This is a genomic window from Bradyrhizobium sp. 170, from assembly GCF_023101085.1.
GTDB lineage: Bacteria > Pseudomonadota > Alphaproteobacteria > Rhizobiales > Xanthobacteraceae > Bradyrhizobium.
Genome location: NZ_CP064703.1, coordinates 3,082,177 through 3,098,215, shown reverse-complemented (window position 1 = coordinate 3,098,215; position 16,039 = coordinate 3,082,177). Strand labels below are relative to the sequence as shown.

General features: G+C 63.8%; 14 protein-coding genes. 6 read left to right on the top strand and 8 right to left on the bottom strand.

Annotation, left to right across the window (positions count from 1 at the left end; all coding sequences use genetic code 11):
* Window positions 1–21 precede the first annotated feature (21 nt).
* Genes IVB05_RS14465 through IVB05_RS14450 form a run of 4 tightly spaced genes read right to left on the bottom strand, consistent with a single transcriptional unit; the run spans window position 22 to window position 4,112 of the window.
* Entirely contained in the window at window positions 22–1,206 is a 1,185-nt protein-coding gene (locus IVB05_RS14465; protein ID WP_247785017.1) for an acyl-CoA dehydrogenase family protein, read from the bottom strand.
* A complete protein-coding gene (locus tag IVB05_RS14460; RefSeq protein ID WP_247785016.1) occupies window positions 1,200–2,012 on the bottom strand; it encodes an ABC transporter ATP-binding protein in 813 nt (270 codons plus the stop codon). Before IVB05_RS14460 ends, IVB05_RS14465 begins: the two co-directional genes overlap by 7 nt.
* Window positions 2,006–3,034: an ABC transporter permease subunit gene (locus IVB05_RS14455; RefSeq protein WP_247785015.1), complete on the bottom strand. Its 1,029-nt coding sequence runs from the start codon at window positions 3,032–3,034 to the stop codon at window positions 2,006–2,008. Before IVB05_RS14455 ends, IVB05_RS14460 begins: the two co-directional genes overlap by 7 nt.
* Window positions 3,012–4,112, bottom strand: coding sequence for an ABC transporter substrate-binding protein (locus IVB05_RS14450; protein ID WP_247785014.1), 1,101 nt, complete (start codon window positions 4,110–4,112; stop codon window positions 3,012–3,014). Before IVB05_RS14450 ends, IVB05_RS14455 begins: the two co-directional genes overlap by 23 nt.
* A 286-nt stretch (window positions 4,113–4,398) precedes the next feature.
* Here IVB05_RS14450 and IVB05_RS14445 point away from each other — a divergent pair, with 286 nt between their 5' ends.
* Window positions 4,399–5,178, top strand: a complete 780-nt coding sequence (locus IVB05_RS14445) for an SDR family oxidoreductase (protein WP_247785013.1) — start codon at window positions 4,399–4,401, stop codon at window positions 5,176–5,178.
* A gap of 212 nt (window positions 5,179–5,390) precedes the next feature.
* Here IVB05_RS14445 and IVB05_RS14440 read toward each other — a convergent pair whose 3' ends face one another.
* The gene (locus tag IVB05_RS14440) at window positions 5,391–5,690 is read right to left on the bottom strand and encodes an HU family DNA-binding protein (protein ID WP_027536409.1); all 300 of its coding nucleotides are present in this window, start codon (window positions 5,688–5,690) and stop codon (window positions 5,391–5,393) included.
* Window positions 5,691–6,116: 426 nt separating this feature from the next.
* Between IVB05_RS14440 and IVB05_RS14435 the strand changes: the two genes are divergently transcribed.
* Genes IVB05_RS14435 through IVB05_RS14420 form a run of 4 tightly spaced genes read left to right on the top strand, consistent with a single transcriptional unit; the run spans window position 6,117 to window position 11,195 of the window.
* On the top strand, window positions 6,117–7,733 hold the full coding sequence (locus IVB05_RS14435; RefSeq protein WP_247785012.1) for an ABC transporter substrate-binding protein: 1,617 nt from the start codon (window positions 6,117–6,119) through the stop codon (window positions 7,731–7,733).
* A 24-nt stretch (window positions 7,734–7,757) separates the two neighbouring features.
* Window positions 7,758–8,732 carry an ABC transporter permease gene (locus tag IVB05_RS14430; RefSeq protein WP_247785011.1) on the top strand — a complete coding sequence of 325 codons (975 nt, stop codon included), beginning with the start codon at window positions 7,758–7,760 and terminating at the stop codon, window positions 8,730–8,732.
* Between the two features lie 4 nt (window positions 8,733–8,736).
* Window positions 8,737–9,567, top strand: coding sequence for an ABC transporter permease (locus IVB05_RS14425; protein WP_247785010.1), 831 nt, complete (start codon window positions 8,737–8,739; stop codon window positions 9,565–9,567).
* Entirely contained in the window at window positions 9,564–11,195 is a 1,632-nt protein-coding gene (locus IVB05_RS14420) for an ABC transporter ATP-binding protein (RefSeq protein WP_247785009.1), read from the top strand. Before IVB05_RS14425 ends, IVB05_RS14420 begins: the two co-directional genes overlap by 4 nt.
* Before the next feature lie 39 nt (window positions 11,196–11,234).
* Here IVB05_RS14420 and IVB05_RS14415 read toward each other — a convergent pair whose 3' ends face one another.
* Window positions 11,235–12,539, bottom strand: a complete 1,305-nt coding sequence (locus IVB05_RS14415) for an FAD-binding oxidoreductase (RefSeq protein ID WP_247785008.1) — start codon at window positions 12,537–12,539, stop codon at window positions 11,235–11,237.
* A gap of 74 nt (window positions 12,540–12,613) precedes the next feature.
* Here IVB05_RS14415 and IVB05_RS14410 point away from each other — a divergent pair, with 74 nt between their 5' ends.
* A complete protein-coding gene (locus IVB05_RS14410) occupies window positions 12,614–13,468 on the top strand; it encodes a VOC family protein (protein ID WP_247785007.1) in 855 nt (284 codons plus the stop codon).
* Window positions 13,469–13,571: 103 nt separating this feature from the next.
* Here IVB05_RS14410 and IVB05_RS14405 read toward each other — a convergent pair whose 3' ends face one another.
* Window positions 13,572–15,230, bottom strand: coding sequence for a regulator (locus tag IVB05_RS14405; RefSeq protein WP_247785006.1), 1,659 nt, complete (start codon window positions 15,228–15,230; stop codon window positions 13,572–13,574).
* Window positions 15,227–15,937: an isochorismatase family cysteine hydrolase gene (locus IVB05_RS14400; protein WP_247785005.1), complete on the bottom strand. Its 711-nt coding sequence runs from the start codon at window positions 15,935–15,937 to the stop codon at window positions 15,227–15,229. Before IVB05_RS14400 ends, IVB05_RS14405 begins: the two co-directional genes overlap by 4 nt.
* Window positions 15,938–16,039: the final 102 nt, after the last annotated feature.

The window sequence follows — 16,039 nt, the reverse complement described above, 5'->3', positions numbered from 1 at the left end:
TGGCTCCGGTTTGGGGAAGGTTCACAGGCCGAGCGCGAGACGGCCGGCGGATATTCGGGTGGTGTCGTCCTGCGGGGTATGAACGCGCCCGCACAGCACGTCGCGATAATACCGCTGCAGCGGGTTGGTTCGCGACAGGCCATGATTGCCCGCCAGCGACAGCGCATCCTCGACCACGGCGACCGAATTGTTCGTCACCGTCAGCTTGACGATGTTGGACTCGATGGCGCTGAGCGGCAAATTATCATCGAAATCATCGGCGAAACTGCCGATCAGGCGCGCATTCACCGCAAGCCGCGCTTCGATGCCGCCGAGCACTTCCTGCGCCCGCGGCACGGTTGCCAGCGGCGCGCCGAGGTTGGCCGGGACGCGATCCCCTAAAAAGCCGATCAGCCAGTCGCGCGCTGCGCGTGCGACGCCATCATAGATGGCGGCGATGAAAATGGCACCGACCGTGGCCTGGGTGAAGTCAGGCATTCGCCACTCGTCCGGCAAGCGGACGTCGATCTCGTGGTCGAGCGGAAAGATCACGTCTTCGAAGACGATGTCGTGGCTTCCGCTGGCGCGAAGGCCAAGATGATCCCAGGTCTCAATGATCCGCGTACCCGGAAGGCCGGCCGGAACCAGAAACAAGCCGACGCGCGTTGCCGCTTCATCGGTTCTGGCCCAGACCGCATACCATTTCAGGATCGGCGCGCCGGTTGAATAGATCTTGCGGCCCGACAGCCGCCATCCGGTTTCGGTGCGCCGGGCGATCGTCGCGGGCAGTCCTCCCCGCGCCGGCGATCCAAGTTCGGGTTCGACACGAAGGGCGTTGACCAGAGCAATGCCTTCGACCGTCTCGCGGGCGAGCTTGCGGGACAGCCGGGCGGGCCAGCGCGAACTCCGCGCCATCACGAGGTGCTGGATGTAATGCATCGACAGCACAAGCGCGGTCGACGGATCGGCCTTACCGATGATCCCAAGAATACGTGCCGCCTCCGCGGCGCCTGCGCCCCCGCCGCCAAGCGCGGCCGGGACGGTCAGGGCCAGCAGTCCGGCCTCCGACAAATCCTCGAAATTTCGGAAAGGAAAACTGCCATCGCGGTCGTGGACGGGCGCCCGCTCCGCGAATGCCTTGGCCAGCAGCGCCGCGCGCGCCACGTGGTCAGGCTCGTTCTGCCGTTGCGACTCTCTCGCCGCGATGTGGCCCGATGCCGTCACCATGTGGCGTCCAATCCGAGTAGGCCGAGAATCTGCTTGCGCAGGCCGGCGAGGTAGGGATCGCCGCGATGGCGCGGATAAGGCCGGTCCACCAGGATGTCGGCTTTGACACGTGCGGGCCGGTCGCTGAGAACGATCACGCGATTGGCGAGAAACAGCGCCTCTTCCGCGTCGTGGGTGACGAGCAGGGTGGTAAAGCCCTTGCGTTGCCAGAGCGAGACAAGTTCGGCCTGCATGGTGATCCGCGTCAGCGAGTCGAGCTTGCCGAGCGGCTCGTCGAGGATGAGGATTTTCGGGTCGTTGACGAGAGCGCGCGCCAGCGCCACGCGCTGTGCCATGCCGCCCGACAGCTGATGCGGATAGGCGTTGCGGAACGCCGACAAGCCGACGAGATCGAGCGCCGAGTCGACCCGCTGCCGCTGGCTCTTCAGGATGCCCTGCGCCTCCAGGCCGAGGGCGACATTGTCCCAGACCGAGCGCCAGGGAAACAAGGTCGGATCCTGAAACACGACCACCCGAGAGGGATGCGGTCCCTTGATGCGGTTGTCGTCTTCCCGCAGGACACCGGATCCGGGTTTCTCCAGCCCCGCTACCAGCCGCAACAAGGTGGACTTGCCGCAGCCGGATGGTCCCAGCAGGGCGACGAATTCGCCGGGCTCGATGATCAGATTCACGTCTTCGAGCACAGGGAGTGCGGCGCCATCGATATCGAAGGCATGGCTGACATGCTCGACATCGAGCGCGGCGCCGGCCGCGTGACGGGCGAGCGACTCAGCCAAGGCCTGCACTACCAATTCTTGCGCTACCATTTGACGACACCTTTCTGCCAGACCAGCAACCGGTCGCGCGTCCGAAACAGCAGCGTGATGGCGCCGGAGCACAGCAGCGACATTACGATCAGCGCCGCATACATGTTGGCGTAGGCCGCCCAGCCCTGCGCCCATTGCAGGTACCAGCCGAGCCCGGCCTTGACGCCGATCATTTCCGCCACCACGAGCACGGCGAACGACGATCCGAGACCCATGAACAATCCGACGAACACATGCGGCAGCGCTGCCGGTATAGCGACCTTGAGCACGAGGAACGATGGCTTGGCGCCGAGCGTGCGCGCGACGTCGTAATAGGCGTTGCTCACGCTCGCGACACCCGACCAGGTGAGCACGGTCACGGGAAAGCCGGTCGCCAGCGCGATCAGGAACGTGCTGGCGCTCCAGCTCGAGGGAAAGGTGAAGAAGGCGATCGGAAGCCACGCAGTTGCCGGCAGCGGGCCGATGAAGCGCAGCACCGGGTGCACCCAGTATCCGACGCTTCGCGACCAGCCGATCGAGACGCCGGTCAGAAACCCTATGGTGGCTCCGATGATATATCCGCCAAGCTGAAGTTTCACCGAGGCGAAGACACTGTCGAGCAGCTTTGGCAGATCGTCCGTATAGACTTCGAGGATGGCCTGCGGCGGCGGAAAAAATGGCAACGGCAGCCACGCAAACTTTGCGGTCGCGACCTCCCACAGCGTCAGGAACAGGCCGAGCGCGACAAGCCAAGGCGCGCGGCGGCGCAGGGCGGGCCCCGCGGGGCCAAGGAAGTCAGCGCTCAGCGTGCCAAACAGCGCCACCGCTGCGACCACGAATGCCGCAATGCCGAGCGCGTAGGTCCGCGACCAGTCGCCGAGGTCCGGCCACCACAGGCATGACAGACCGAACGATACCCAGGCAGCGGCCGCGGCAACCCCGATGCCGGAGCTTTTCAGCCAATCGCCGATCGCTTCCGCGCGGGAGCTGGATGCGCGCGAGCCCTCGACGGAAATCGCATCAGACACCGAATACGTCGACATAGATCTTCTCCGCGAATTTGGCCGTATCGGTGCTGGGCTTGAAGACCGAAACCGTCTTCAGATCGTCGGCATAACCCTTCAGTTCGCGCTTGAGCACATCGCCGACGGGATGATGGTAATGGGTATGGTAACGCGCCATCGCTTCGAGATCGGCCAGCGTCGCCGCCTTTGGCGCATAGGGCTGGAACGATCTCGCAGCCTTGTCCGGGTTCTGCGAGGTGAACATCGCCGCATCCAGCAGCGCTTGTGTGATGGCGCGCGCGACCTGCGGCTCGTCCCGCACCAGGCTGCCGCGCAGCCCGAGAATGCAGCAGCTCTTGTCGCGGTATTCGCCATCGAGGTTGGAGGCGACTTCCTTGTATTGGGAGTCCTTCAGCCAGAGGTGAGCGAGCGGATCCGAAGCCAGGAACGCCTGGACCTCGCCCTTCTCGACCGCAAGGTTGAGAAGATTCCCAGGATAGGCGCGCCAATCGACTTCCTTGTTGGGATCGATGCCAAGCTTGGCGAGCTGGATCGAGAAGAAATTCTTGTCGGGTCCGGCGAGATCGCCGACGGCTACGATCTTGCCCTTGAGATCGGCGAGCTTGTCGACACCGGAACTGGTACGCGTCAGCACGCGCATGCAGCCGCCATGGGTACCCGCTGCGATCTTGACGTCAAATCCCTGCTCCAGCGGCTTCAGCCAGCGCAGCGCCATCCCGAGCCCGGCATCGCTCTTGCCGGTGGCGATCGCTTCCAGGAGTTGGTCGGTCGAGCCGCTGTAGTTGACGAGTTCGACGTCGAGATTGTGCTTCTGGAAAAAGCCGTACTCGATCGCAATCGGAACCGGCGCGAGACAGACCGCGCCGGCATTCCACGAAAGTTTCAACTTGCGTGGCGCACCTGCGATCGGCGGTGCGTCCGACGCCGTCCGGCAGATCGGAAATTCCGAGAAGTCGATCCCGGGCGTTGCAGCGCGAAACGGCAGCGCCTGCGCACCGATAACGCCGAGCGGCGCCGCCAGCGCTGCGGCCGCACCGGAGCGCAACAGCGTGCGCCGGTCCAACACTTGTGTGCCGGGCTGCTTTTCTTTCGACATTCTTCTTCTCCTTATGCCGCAGGCACGCGACCACGCTCGCGCAACGCAGGACGCGCTGCCGCCTGGCACCGTGAATTGTTTGATTTGGCTCAGTCCCGACGAGAGTTTCTGCTTCTCGTTCCGCTGAAGTTGACGCTTGAGATGATGCGCGGCAACAATGGGATCGTCAATAAAATGGAATTTTGAATGTTGAAACGGACGGAGAGTTTATCTCCCTGTTCCTCACCTCCGACGGTCGAACGATTTTCGCGCGACCGGTTTCGGCTCAACGCATAGGCAGAACCACATGCAAGTCACGATGAAGGATAGAGTCGCCATCGTCACCGGCGGCAGCAAGGGTCTTGGGCTCGCGGTCGCAAGGCAATTCGCCGCCTCCGGCGCCAAGGTCGCGATCCTCGCGCGCGGCGCGGCCGACCTGAAGGCGGCACGGGAACTGCTCGCGAACGACGGCCTCGAGCTCCGCGACTATGTTTGCGACGTCGCCAAGGCGGCCGACATCGCGAAGGCGCATGAGAAGATTGTCGCCGATCTCGGCCCGGTCGACATCCTCGTCAACAACGCGGGCACGGCGCGGACGATGGCGTTCGAGAACATCAGTGACGAAGCCTGGCAGGAAGACCTCGACTTGAAACTGTTTGCCGCGATCCGCTTCTCCAGGCTGGTCTGGCCAGGCATGAAGGCGCGCAAATGGGGCCGCATCATCAATGTGCTCAATACCTACGCCAAGGCGCCGGCGGCGTCCTCGGCCCCCACCTCGGTATCGCGGGCAGCCGGCATGGCGCTGACCAAGGTGATGGCTGGCGAAGGCGGCGAGCACAACATCCTGGTCAATGCCATGCTGGTCGGGCTGATCATGAGCGATCAATGGGTGAAGCGGCACGCGGCGCAAGCGCCGGACATGGATTTCGAGGTGTTTGCGAAAAACCTCGCCAAGGGCACGCCCTTGGGGCGCATCGGCACGGCGGAGGAATTCGCCAACCTGGCCTGCTTCCTCGCCTCCGATCAGGGATCGTTCATCACCGGCACCGCCATCAATGTCGATGGCGGCCGCTCGCCGGTGGTGTAAGCCGATATCGCTCTTGCCAATCCGTCTCTCGTGTCCCGGACGCGGTGCAGCGCGCAGCGCTGCTCCGCAGAGCCGAGACCCAGCGGCTACCGCGCATTGAACCCCGGACCAGCAGCGCACCACGCCGCAAGTGCGGCGCGCTGTGCAGCATCCGGGGAGCGCGGCGGCCGCAAACAAAAAGGCCCCCGTTGCCGGAGGCCTTTTCGCTTTTCTTAGACCGCGTCCTTGGCGGCCTTGACCGGGCGGGCCCGGACGATCTTGCGGGCCGGCTTGGCCTTGAACATCATTTCCTCGCCCGTGAAGGGGTTGGTGCCCTTACGAGCCTTGGTCGCGGGCTTCTTGACCACGACGAACTTGGCGAAGCCGGGGACGAGGAACACCCCGTTCTTCTTCAGCTCCTTGTGGCCAACGTCAACGAGCGCTTCCATCACGCCCTTGACTTCCTTCTTCGAGACTTCGGTGGTGGTCGCGATCTTTTCGATCAGCTGCGACTTAGACATTTGGGTGGCCATGGTTGCTCCATTGATTCTGGCACAGGCGACGATATGGCGGAAACCGCCTAAAAAACAGGGTTTCCGACATTCTGCACAACTATCTCGCTAGTCGAGTTGAAGTGATTCGTCCAATTTTGGCTGGTTTTTAGGCCTCCGGAGCCGCCGGACCCTGTTTTTAAGGGCTTTGAGGCACCTTATCCGGGCGCTTTTCGCGGCAATCTGAGACTGCGCCCGCCCCTCCGCCACTATTCTGGCGAGCCCTGATCGTCGCGCCAGTGCGCCAAATGAGCAGGCTGAACAAGCGGTGAGCACGTTGTTTTCAGAAAGGATTTTCCGCTTCACACAGCGATTAGAAAATGACTCGCGTTCCCGTTCCAGCGTAACATCCCTCGCAAGGCGGACGCCTGAACGGTCCGCCATCAATAGTGTGTCCGGAGACTTCGCATGGATTTGACGCGTTTTGAGATCAATCGCCGCACCGCGCTGCTGACGTCGGCGGCCATCGCGGCCAACGTGATCAATCCGATGCGGGCCTTTGCCCAGGAAACGCCGCGCAAGGGCGGCGTGTTCAACGTCCATTACGGCGCCGAGCAGCGCCAGCTCAACCCGAGCATTCAGGCTTCCACCGGAGTCTACATCATCGGCGGCAAGATCCAGGAAAACCTCGTCGATCTCGACGCCAACGGCCAGCCGGTCGGCGTGCTCGCCGAAAGCTGGGAGGCCTCGCCCGACGGCAAGACCGTGACCTTCAAGCTGCGCAAGGGCATCACCTGGCACGACGGCAAGCCGTTCACCTCGGCCGACGTCGAATTCACCGCCATGAACATGTGGAAGAAGATCCTCAATTACGGATCGACGCTGCAGCTGTTCCTGACCGCTGTCGAGACGCCGGACGCCGAGACCGCGATCTTCAAATACGAGCGGCCGATGCCGCTGAACCTGCTGCTCCGCGCCCTGCCCGACCTCGGCTATGTCTCGGCGAGGCACCTCTACGAGAGCGGCGATATCAGGCAGAACCCGACCAACCTTGCGCCCGTCGGCACCGGCCCGTTCAAGTTCGTCAAATATGAGCGCGGGCAATATGTCATCGCCGACCGCAACGAGAATTACTGGCGGCCCAATGCGCCCTATCTCGATCGTATCGTCTGGCGCGTGATCACGGACCGCGCCGCCGCGGCGGCCCAGATGGAAGCGGGCGAGCTGCATTACTCGCCGTTCTCCGGGCTCACGATCTCGGATCTCGCGCGGCTCGGCAAGGACAAGCGCTTCATCGTCTCCACCAAAGGCAATGAAGGCAATGCGCGCACCAATACGCTCGAGTTCAACTTTCGCCGCAAGGAACTGTCCGATACCAAGGTTCGCCGTGCCATCGCGCACGCGATCAACGTGCCGTTCTTCATCGACAATTTTCTCGGCGATTTCGCCAAGCTCGGCACCGGACCGATCCCCTCGACGTCGACCGATTTCTATCCGGGGTCGAACACGCCGCAATATCCGTACGACAAGGCGAAGGCCGCAGCCCTGCTGGACGAAGCCGGCTTCAAGGCAGGCCGCGGCGGCACGCGCTTCTCGCTAAAGCTGCTGCCCGCGCCCTGGGGCGAGGACATTTCGCTGTGGTCGACCTTCATCCAGCAGTCCCTGGGCGAGATCGGCATCCCGGTCGAGATCGTGCGCAACGATGGCGGCGGCTTTCTCAAGCAGGTCTATGACGAGCACGCCTTCGATATCGCCACCGGCTGGCACCAGTACCGCAACGACCCCGCCGTCTCGACCACGGTCTGGTACCGCTCGGGCCAGCCCAAGGGCGCGCCCTGGACCAACCAGTGGGGTTGGGAAGACAAGAACGTCGACAAGACCATCGACGACGCCGCGACCGAAGTCGACCCCGTGAAGCGCAAGGCGCTCTATGCCCAGTTCGTCAAGGAAGTGAATACCGAGCTGCCGGTCTGGATGCCGATCGAGCAGATTTTCGTCACCACGATTACGGCGAAGGCGCGCAACCACTCCAACACCCCGCGCTGGGGCTCGACGAGCTGGCACGATCTTTGGCTTTCGGCTTAAGCCGATATCCGCCAAGATAGGTTCATGCGCATCCTTGGCCTTGCGGGGCGGCGGCTTGCCGCCTCGATCCCGACCCTTATCCTGATCCTGATCGGCGTGTTCCTGCTGCTGCAGTTCGCGCCGGGCGATACTGTCGACGCCATGATGGCGCAGATGGGCGGCGGCGACGCCGCGACCGCCAAGGAGCTGCGAAAATTCTACGGGCTCGACCTCTCGATCCCGGCCCAGCTCGGCAATTATCTCTGGCGGCTGGTGCGGCTCGATCTCGGTTTCTCCTCGATCTACGGCAAGCCGGTGGCGTCGGTCATTCTGGAACGGTTGCCGCCGACGATCCTCTTGATGACCGCCTCGCTGTCATTCGCGTTCTTCTTCGGGCTCGTGTTCGGCGTGATCGCCGCCCGCGGCGTCAACCGCTGGCCGGATACGCTGATCTCGACGCTTGGCCTGATCTTCTACGCGACGCCCTCGTTCTGGTTCGGACTGATGGCGATCGTGGTGTTTTCCGTTTACCTGCAATGGCTGCCGCCCGGCGGGTTCGAGGACATCGGCACGGTGCGAACCGGCATCTGGCGCGTGTTCGATATCGCGAGCCATCTGGTGCTGCCGACGCTGACGCTGGGGCTGATCTTTCTCGCGATCTACCTGCGCATCATGCGCGCCTCGATGCTGGAAGTGCTTAACCTCGATTATGTCCGAACCGCGCGTGCAAAGGGCCTTGACGAGACCCGCGTGGTGACGCGGCACGTGTTGCGCAATGCGTTATTGCCGATGGTGACGCTGATCGGGCTGCAGGCCGGCACCATGCTCGGCGGATCGGTCGTGGTCGAAAGCGTGTTCTCACTGCCCGGCCTCGGGCGGCTCGCCTATGAATCGGTGGTGCAGCGCGACCTCAATACGCTCTTGGGAATCGTGTTCGTCTCGGCGCTGCTTGTGATATCAGTCAACTTCGTCGTCGACCTGATCTATGCGCGGCTCGATCCGCGCATCACGGCGGGTTAAGGCGATGGATGCGGTCAAGCGCTATTTCAGAAGTCCCGCCGCGGTCGCAGGCCTGATCCTGCTCGTGATCGTGATCGCAATGGCGATCTCGGCCGGCTGGTTCTATCCACGCGATCCGCTGGCGCTGGCCGGCCGCCCGCTGATCTGGCCGTTCTCCAATCCGCGCTTTCTGCTCGGCACCGACAATTCGGGCCGCGATATCGCCGCCCAGATTTTCTATGGCGCGCGGATTTCGCTGCTGATCGGCGGCGTCGCGACCGCGATTGCGATCCTGATCGGCATCCTGGTCGGCGCCTTCGCCGGCTATTACGGCGGCTGGGTCGACAATGTGTTGATGCGGGTCACCGAGGCGTTCCAGACCCTGCCGAATTTCGTGCTGCTGCTGGTGCTGGTCGCCGTGTTCGGCTCGACGCTGACCACCGTCACCATCGCGGTCGGCGTGGTGTCATGGCCGGCACCGGCGCGGCTGACCCGCGCGGAATTTTTGTCGTTGCGCAACCGCGAATTCGTCCAGGCCGGCCGGACGCTGGGGATGAAAAACATCCAGCTCATCTTCGGCGAAATCCTGCCCAATGCGCTGCCGCCTGTCATCGTCTATGCCAGCGTGGTGATGGCGGTCGCGATACTCCTTGAAAGCGCGCTGGCCTTCCTGCGGCTGTCCGATCCCAACGTGGCGTCCTGGGGCAACCTGATCGGCCTCGGTCGCGACGTGCTGCGCGTACAATGGTACGTCTCCGCGATCCCCGGCATTGCCATCCTGGTTACCGTGCTCGCGGTTTCGCTGGTCGGCCAAGGGCTCAACGACGCACTCAATCCGAGGCTCAAGGGGCGATGAGCGGGCAAGAAGCCATCCTCTCGCTCGGGCATTTGAGCGTCCGCCTGCCCCGCGGCGCTGACCGGACGCATGCGCTCCGGGAGGTGTCGCTGGAGATCGCATCGAACGAAATCCTCTGCGTGGTCGGCGAATCCGGCTCCGGCAAGTCGATGATGGCGAATGCCGTCATGCGGCTGTTGCCCAATGAAGTGACGATCGACGGCGGCCAGGCACTGTTCGAAGGCCGCGATCTCTGCGCGGCATCTGTTGCCGAAATGCGGGAGGTGCGCGGCGCAGGCATTGCCATGATCTTCCAGGAGCCGATGACGGCGCTCAATCCGCTGCGTACCATCGGCGACCAGATCGCCGAAATGTTTTCGATCCACACCGAATTGTCGAAGATCGAAATCAATGCGCGGGTGCTGGCGCTGCTGGCGGACGTACGAATCCCCGATCCGAAGGTGGCGGCAAAAGCCTATCCGCACGAGCTGTCGGGCGGGCAACGCCAGCGCGCCATGATCGCGATGGCGCTGGCGCTCGATCCAAAACTGCTGATCGCGGACGAGCCGACCACCGCGCTCGACGTCACCACGCAGGCGCAGATTTTGAAATTGATCCGCGACCTGCAGCAGCGCCGCAAGACTGCGGTCATGTTCATCACCCATGATTTCGGCGTGGTCGCCGAGATCGCCGACCGCGTGGTGGTGATGCAGCATGGTGCCATCGTCGAACAAGGCACGGCAACCGACGTGCTGCACCATCCGCAGCACGCCTATACCAAGCAGCTCATCGCTGCCGTGCCGCCGCTGAAAGCGCCGCCGCCGCGCGCACTTTCGGATGACAATATCCTGACGATCACGGACGTCTCGAAGACCTATCGAACCGGCGGCTTTTTGGGACGCGGCGCGCGGGTGACGCCGGCCGTCAAGAACGTGTCGCTCAGCCTGCCGCGCGGCGCGACGCTCGGCATCGTCGGCGAATCCGGCTCCGGCAAATCGACGCTGGCGCGCTGCATCGTGCGGCTGATCGATCCGGACAGCGGGTCGATCGTGCTCGATGGCAATGACTGGGCGAAGATGACGCGCGAAAAAGTCCGCCGCGAGACGCGGCATATCCAGATGGTGTTTCAGGACCCGTTCGCCTCGCTCAATCCGCGCCGCAAGGCGGCCGAGCTTGTGGCGCAGGGCCCGATCGTGCACGGCACCCCGCGCGCCAAGGCGATTGCGGATGCGAAGGAACTGTTCGCCCTGGTCGGGCTCGATCCTTCCTCCGCCGACCGCTATCCGCATGAATTCTCCGGCGGCCAGCGGCAACGCATCGGGTTGGCGCGGGCACTGGCGCTGAAACCGGACGTGCTGGTCGCGGACGAGCCGGTGTCGGCGCTCGATGTCTCGGTGCAGGCGCAGGTGCTGAAACTGCTTGCGGAATTGCGCGCGCGGCTCGGGCTGTCGATCGTTTTCATCACTCATGATTTGCGGGTGGCAGCGCAGATCTGCGACCTCGTCGCCGTGATGAAGGACGGTGAAGTGGTGGAGCACGGTTTCGCGGGTGAAGTGTTCGGCAACCCGAAGCACCCCTATACGCGGGCGCTGCTCGATTCGATTCCGGGTGGAGAGTTTGCGAGGGAGCATGATACGGCGGCGGTGTAGCATCTCCCTCTCCCCGCTCTTGCCGGGAGAAAGAGAGGTTCACACCATCTCCCGCGCATCTCTGCGGCGGTAGACCAGCAGCATCAGCGGGGCCAGTTTGCGCAAAATTCCGTGGCCGACAATCGGCACCGGCTCGGTGAACGGCAGCGCCAGCTCGTTTTCCGGCACGCCGCGCACTGCCTTTGCGAGTTCGTTGCCGAGCGGGATCGTCAGCGCCACGGCGCGGCCGTTGCAGCCGGTCCAGCCATAGGCGTTGGGACCGAGCTTGTGAATGCGCGGCAGGAAATCCGTGGTCATGCCGACATAGCCGTTCCAGACGTAATCGAACGAGACCTCGCCGATCTGCGGCCACAGAAGCTGCAGCCGCTCCGTCACCCGCGCCTTGATTCGCTCCACCTTGTTGCCAGGACCGATCACCGCGCCGCCGGTGACGAGGCGGTTGCGGGCGTCATAGCGCGCGAAATAGAGTTCGCCATGAGTATCCGACATCGCCTGCCGGCCGGCGATGATGGTCTTGCGGACATTATCCGACAGCGGCTGCGTCGCCATCTGCCAGGACAGCACCGGCATCACCTCCCGCGCGATGTCAGGCACCAGCGACTTTGAAAATTCGCCGCTATAGGCGTTGGTGGCCACGACAAGCGCGCGGCCGGAAATCTCGCCCTTTGCCGTCTTCACCACCCAGCGGTCGTTGCGGCGCTCAAAGCTTTCCGCCGGCGAGCGCGCATAGATGCGCGCGCCGAGATCGAGCACGGTGCGCGCGAGGCCGCGGGCCAGCGCCAGCGGATTGATGTGGCCGCCGCTCCTGTTCCAGAAACCACCGAACCATGCATCAGAGCCGAGCATGTCCCGCGTCTGCTCGCGCGACAGCAACTCGACCGGCGCGCCGAACTTCGACCATTGCCGCACCCGCCGCTCCGCGATCTTGATGCGGCCCGGAGAATGCACGGGCTGAACCCATCCGGCCTGTTCCCCCTCGGCGTCGATGTTGTAGCGCCTTGTTACGTCGAAGAGATACGAAGCACTGTCGCGCAGCATGCCGACAAAACGTTCTCCCGCCTCGCCGTGCTTTGCAACAATCTCCTCCGGATCGGGCCGCGACAGCGTCGGGATCACCTGGCCGTTGTTGCGCCCCGAAGCGCCCCACCCCGGCTCCGCGGCCTCGACGATCGCGACATCGACGCCCGCTTCACGCAGATGCAGCGCGGTGGAAAGGCCGGTGAAGCCGCCACCGATCACGATGACGTCCGCCTGCTGCGTGCCGGTCAGTTCGGGCAATTCAGGCCCTGATGGCGTCACGGCCGCCCACAGCGAATTGGGCCAGCGGACGTTACTCGTATTCATCGGTATCCTTTCTTGCAGCCAACTGATCGTTCTGCTTAGTTTAGCCCGCTAACCAGACCCAAGGAAATAACAGAGTGGCACTCAAAAACGTCATCGGAATCGATCACGCCGTCGTCATGGTGAAGGATCTCGACATGGCGGCCGAGAATTACAAGCGGCTCGGCTTCACCGTGTCGCCGCGCGGCACCCACAGCGCGCATATGGGATCGGGCAACTACACCATCATGTTCGATCCTGACTATATGGAATTGCTCGGCGTGCTCAGGCCGACGGAACATAATGAGCCGGCGCGGGCGTTTCTCGAAAAGAACGGTGAAGGCATCGAGCGTATCGCCTTCACCGCCGTGGACTCGGCGCGGGGCGCGGAAGAAATTCTCGCGCGTGGTTATGTCCCCGTTGGCCCCACCGATTTCGAGCGGCCGGTGACGCTGCCTGATGGCACTGAATCCGAAGCCAGGTTCCGGACCTTTCAATGGCCGACGGTGGAAGCGCCGGGCGGCCTGCGCATCTTCGCCTGCCAGCACAAGACGCGCGAGACGGTCTGGATTCCCGAACTGATGCAGCATGCCAACGGCGCGAAGCGCCTGAAGCAGGTGCTGATCGTCGCGCCGGAGCCGGCCAAGGAGGCCGCGCATATGTCCAAGCTGATCGACCGCGAGGTACGCAACGAGACTGATGGTGCGATCGCGTTGCCCTCTGGTGGGGACCGTGCCGATTTCGTGTTCCTGACCAAGGATCAACTCGGCAAGCGCTACGCGAACGTGTCGCTGGCCGGCCTGCCCGAGCGCGGTGGCGCGGGGCTCGTGATCGTGGCCGATGTCGCGGCGGCGCAGAAGGCGCTCGGTGCTGTCGGCGTGAAAAGCGCAGGCGGCATTGTGGTGCCGCCGGCTGAAGGTAACGGCACGATGCTGGCGTTTGTCAGGGCGTAAGTGCGTTCGTATTCGTTCTGAATTTGCGGAGGCAGCCCCTCTCCCCGCCCCACCAAGAGCGAGCTTCGCTCGTCTCAACCCCGCAAGAGCGGGGCGAGGGAGTCTATTCCGCCGGCGCAGCCACCGGCACCTCCCCATGCGCGCTGTACTCCACGCTCGGACTGGTCTTCGCCAACGCGAACAGACCGGCCCCCATCACCACATAAGCCAGCGCCACGCCCGGCGTGACGCCGAGGCCACCGCCGATGCCGACGGCTTCGCCGTGCATGAAGCCGAAATAGGTCATGACGGCGCCGGCCAGCGCGAAGGCCGAGGCTTTAAGAAAATCGCGCTCGATCACGAACACGCCGATCGCGCCGAGCACGAGGCCGGCGAGGATCGAGCCGCCGCCCATCACTTCCAGCCCGTGATAGAGCACCCCCTGCTGCGGCAGGGCTGATATCGCGGCTGCCTTGACCGCATCGACCTTGTCGGCGGCGAGACCGCCGACCGCCTGAGCCGCAGTAATCGTCGAGCCAAGCATGGTGTCGATCTGCAGCTTGGCCCATGCGGCGAGATGCGGCGTCAGCGCCAGCACAATCGCGGGCGCGTGCTTGACCGGCGTGGTCTGGAACGCCTGCGCGCCGATCAGCATGCCGATATAGAGCAGGATCGGCGAGATCGCGACCACCGGCACCAGCGCCAGCAAGACCGAGATGATGCCGAACCAGCTTAGCAGCACCACCATGATGCCGGTCGCCGCCGAATAGCCGATCCGCCCGCCCATCGCCTTCCAGCCGGGATGGCCGATATAGACGGCGTTGATGAAGGGATTACCCATCAGGCAGCCGATCAGGCTGACGACGCCGTCGGCGGTCAGTACGCGCGTGGTCGGATATTCGTCGCCGGCCGCTTCCGCGCTCTCGACGTTATCCATGGCCTCGACGAGGTCATAGATGCCGAACGGGATTGCGGTCACCAGGATGATGCCGAGGAATTCGAAGCCGGAGAAGACGAGGCCGAAGGCGGGCAACGGCACCGAGAAGCCGAAATTGGCAAAGGCATCGCCGACGCCCTTCAGGCTCAGGCCGCCGAGCCCGAAACCGAACAGGTTCGAGCCCCAGGCGATGAGCATGCCGACGGCGATGGCGACGAGGCCGGCCGGCATGCCCCTCCAATATTTCACGCCGCCGAACCAAGCTACCAGGATGATGGCGAAGCACACCAGCCCGATCTGCGGCGTCATGTACATTTCCAGAGCCGGTCGCATCGAGATGAAGGTGACGGAGACGCCGGCCAGCGTGCCGAGCAGCGCCGCGCGCGGCGTAATCTTTCGGATATACGGCGCGATGAATCCGCCGATCATGAGAATAAAGCTCTGGAAGAACACCCAGACCAGGCCGGCCGACCAGCCCTTGATCGGATCGCCGGTCTTGAGCGTGATCGGCAGCATGATCACGAAGGTGACGATGAACATGTGTGGCACGCTGACGCCCGACGGCAGCGCGCAGACGTCGCTGCGGCCGGTCTTCTGCGCCAGTTTGTAGGCGAGGTACGCGTAATAGAAGGTGGACAGGCACATCATCAGGCCGAGCGCCGGCAGAATGCGGCCGAACACGATGCTGTCGGGCATCTTCAACACGAAGCGCAGCAGCCCGGTCAGCACCAGCATGTTGACGAGGATGTTGGTGCCGAAACCGAACAGCGCGTTCCAGTCGCCCGGCGTCCACAAGGCCGGCTTGAAAGTGGTGGTGCCTGCAGTCCCCGTCGTACCCGTGCTCATCGTGATGTCCCCGCTACTGCCGTTCTTGGAATCTCCGGTGAAAGCGCTTCCAGCACCGCCGCCGAGTCGGAGACCCAGCCGAAGATGCCGCCCTGGGCCTTGATCATCTTCAGGCCCATCTCGTGAAACTCGGGAAAGTAGGATGCGCAGCCGTCGGCCAGCACCACGCAGCGATAGCCGCGGTCATTGGCTTCGCGCACGGTGGTGTTGACGCAGACCTCTGTCGTGACGCCGCAGACCAGCAGGTTCTCGATGCCGTAGCGCTGCAGCACGTCGCCGAGCTCGGTGGCGTAGAACGCGCCTTTGCCCGGCTTGTCGATCACGATCTCGCTGTCGAGCGGATACAATTCGGGAATGATGTCGTGGCCGGCCTCGCCGCGAATGAGAATGCGCCCCATCGGCCCGGGATCGCCGATGCGCAAGGACGGCACACCGCGCTCGACCTTGGCCGGCGGCGCGTCGGACAGGTCGGGCAGATGACCTTCGCGGGTGTGAATGACCAGCATGCCGGCCCCGCGCGCCGCATCCAGCACGGAGGCGATCGGTTTTACCGCCCGCGCGAGCTGGCTGACGTCATTGCCGAGCGTCTCGCCAAAGCCGCCCGGCTCCATGAAATCGCGCTGCATGTCGATGATGAGAAGCGCGGTCGCCGCCCAGTCGAGCTCGATCGGCTCCGGCTCTGCTGCGAGCTTTGCTGAGTTCGCCATGACGTACGCGCCCCGAACGAGAGAACTCCTAAGGAGAAGTCAAGCAAGGCGCATGCCATTGTGTACAATGGCGGCCGGCGATCGGCCTGGAGAAAATCAATC

Excerpts from the sequence above, each read along its gene's own strand:
- IVB05_RS14465 (WP_247785017.1), bottom strand. The coding sequence starts at position 1,206 with ATGGTGACGGCATCGGGCCACATCGCGGCGAGAGAGTCGCAACGGCAG.
- IVB05_RS14460 (WP_247785016.1), bottom strand. The coding sequence starts at position 2,012 with ATGGTAGCGCAAGAATTGGTAGTGCAGGCCTTGGCTGAGTCGCTCGCC.
- IVB05_RS14455 (WP_247785015.1), bottom strand. The coding sequence starts at position 3,034 with ATGTCGACGTATTCGGTGTCTGATGCGATTTCCGTCGAGGGCTCGCGC.
- IVB05_RS14450 (WP_247785014.1), bottom strand. The coding sequence starts at position 4,112 with ATGTCGAAAGAAAAGCAGCCCGGCACACAAGTGTTGGACCGGCGCACG.
- IVB05_RS14445 (WP_247785013.1), top strand. The coding sequence starts at position 4,399 with ATGCAAGTCACGATGAAGGATAGAGTCGCCATCGTCACCGGCGGCAGC.
- IVB05_RS14440 (WP_027536409.1), bottom strand. The coding sequence starts at position 5,690 with ATGGCCACCCAAATGTCTAAGTCGCAGCTGATCGAAAAGATCGCGACC.
- IVB05_RS14435 (WP_247785012.1), top strand. The coding sequence starts at position 6,117 with ATGGATTTGACGCGTTTTGAGATCAATCGCCGCACCGCGCTGCTGACG.
- IVB05_RS14430 (WP_247785011.1), top strand. The coding sequence starts at position 7,758 with ATGCGCATCCTTGGCCTTGCGGGGCGGCGGCTTGCCGCCTCGATCCCG.
- IVB05_RS14425 (WP_247785010.1), top strand. The coding sequence starts at position 8,737 with ATGGATGCGGTCAAGCGCTATTTCAGAAGTCCCGCCGCGGTCGCAGGC.
- IVB05_RS14420 (WP_247785009.1), top strand. The coding sequence starts at position 9,564 with ATGAGCGGGCAAGAAGCCATCCTCTCGCTCGGGCATTTGAGCGTCCGC.
- IVB05_RS14415 (WP_247785008.1), bottom strand. The coding sequence starts at position 12,539 with ATGAATACGAGTAACGTCCGCTGGCCCAATTCGCTGTGGGCGGCCGTG.
- IVB05_RS14405 (WP_247785006.1), bottom strand. The coding sequence starts at position 15,230 with ATGAGCACGGGTACGACGGGGACTGCAGGCACCACCACTTTCAAGCCG.
- IVB05_RS14400 (WP_247785005.1), bottom strand. The coding sequence starts at position 15,937 with ATGGCGAACTCAGCAAAGCTCGCAGCAGAGCCGGAGCCGATCGAGCTC.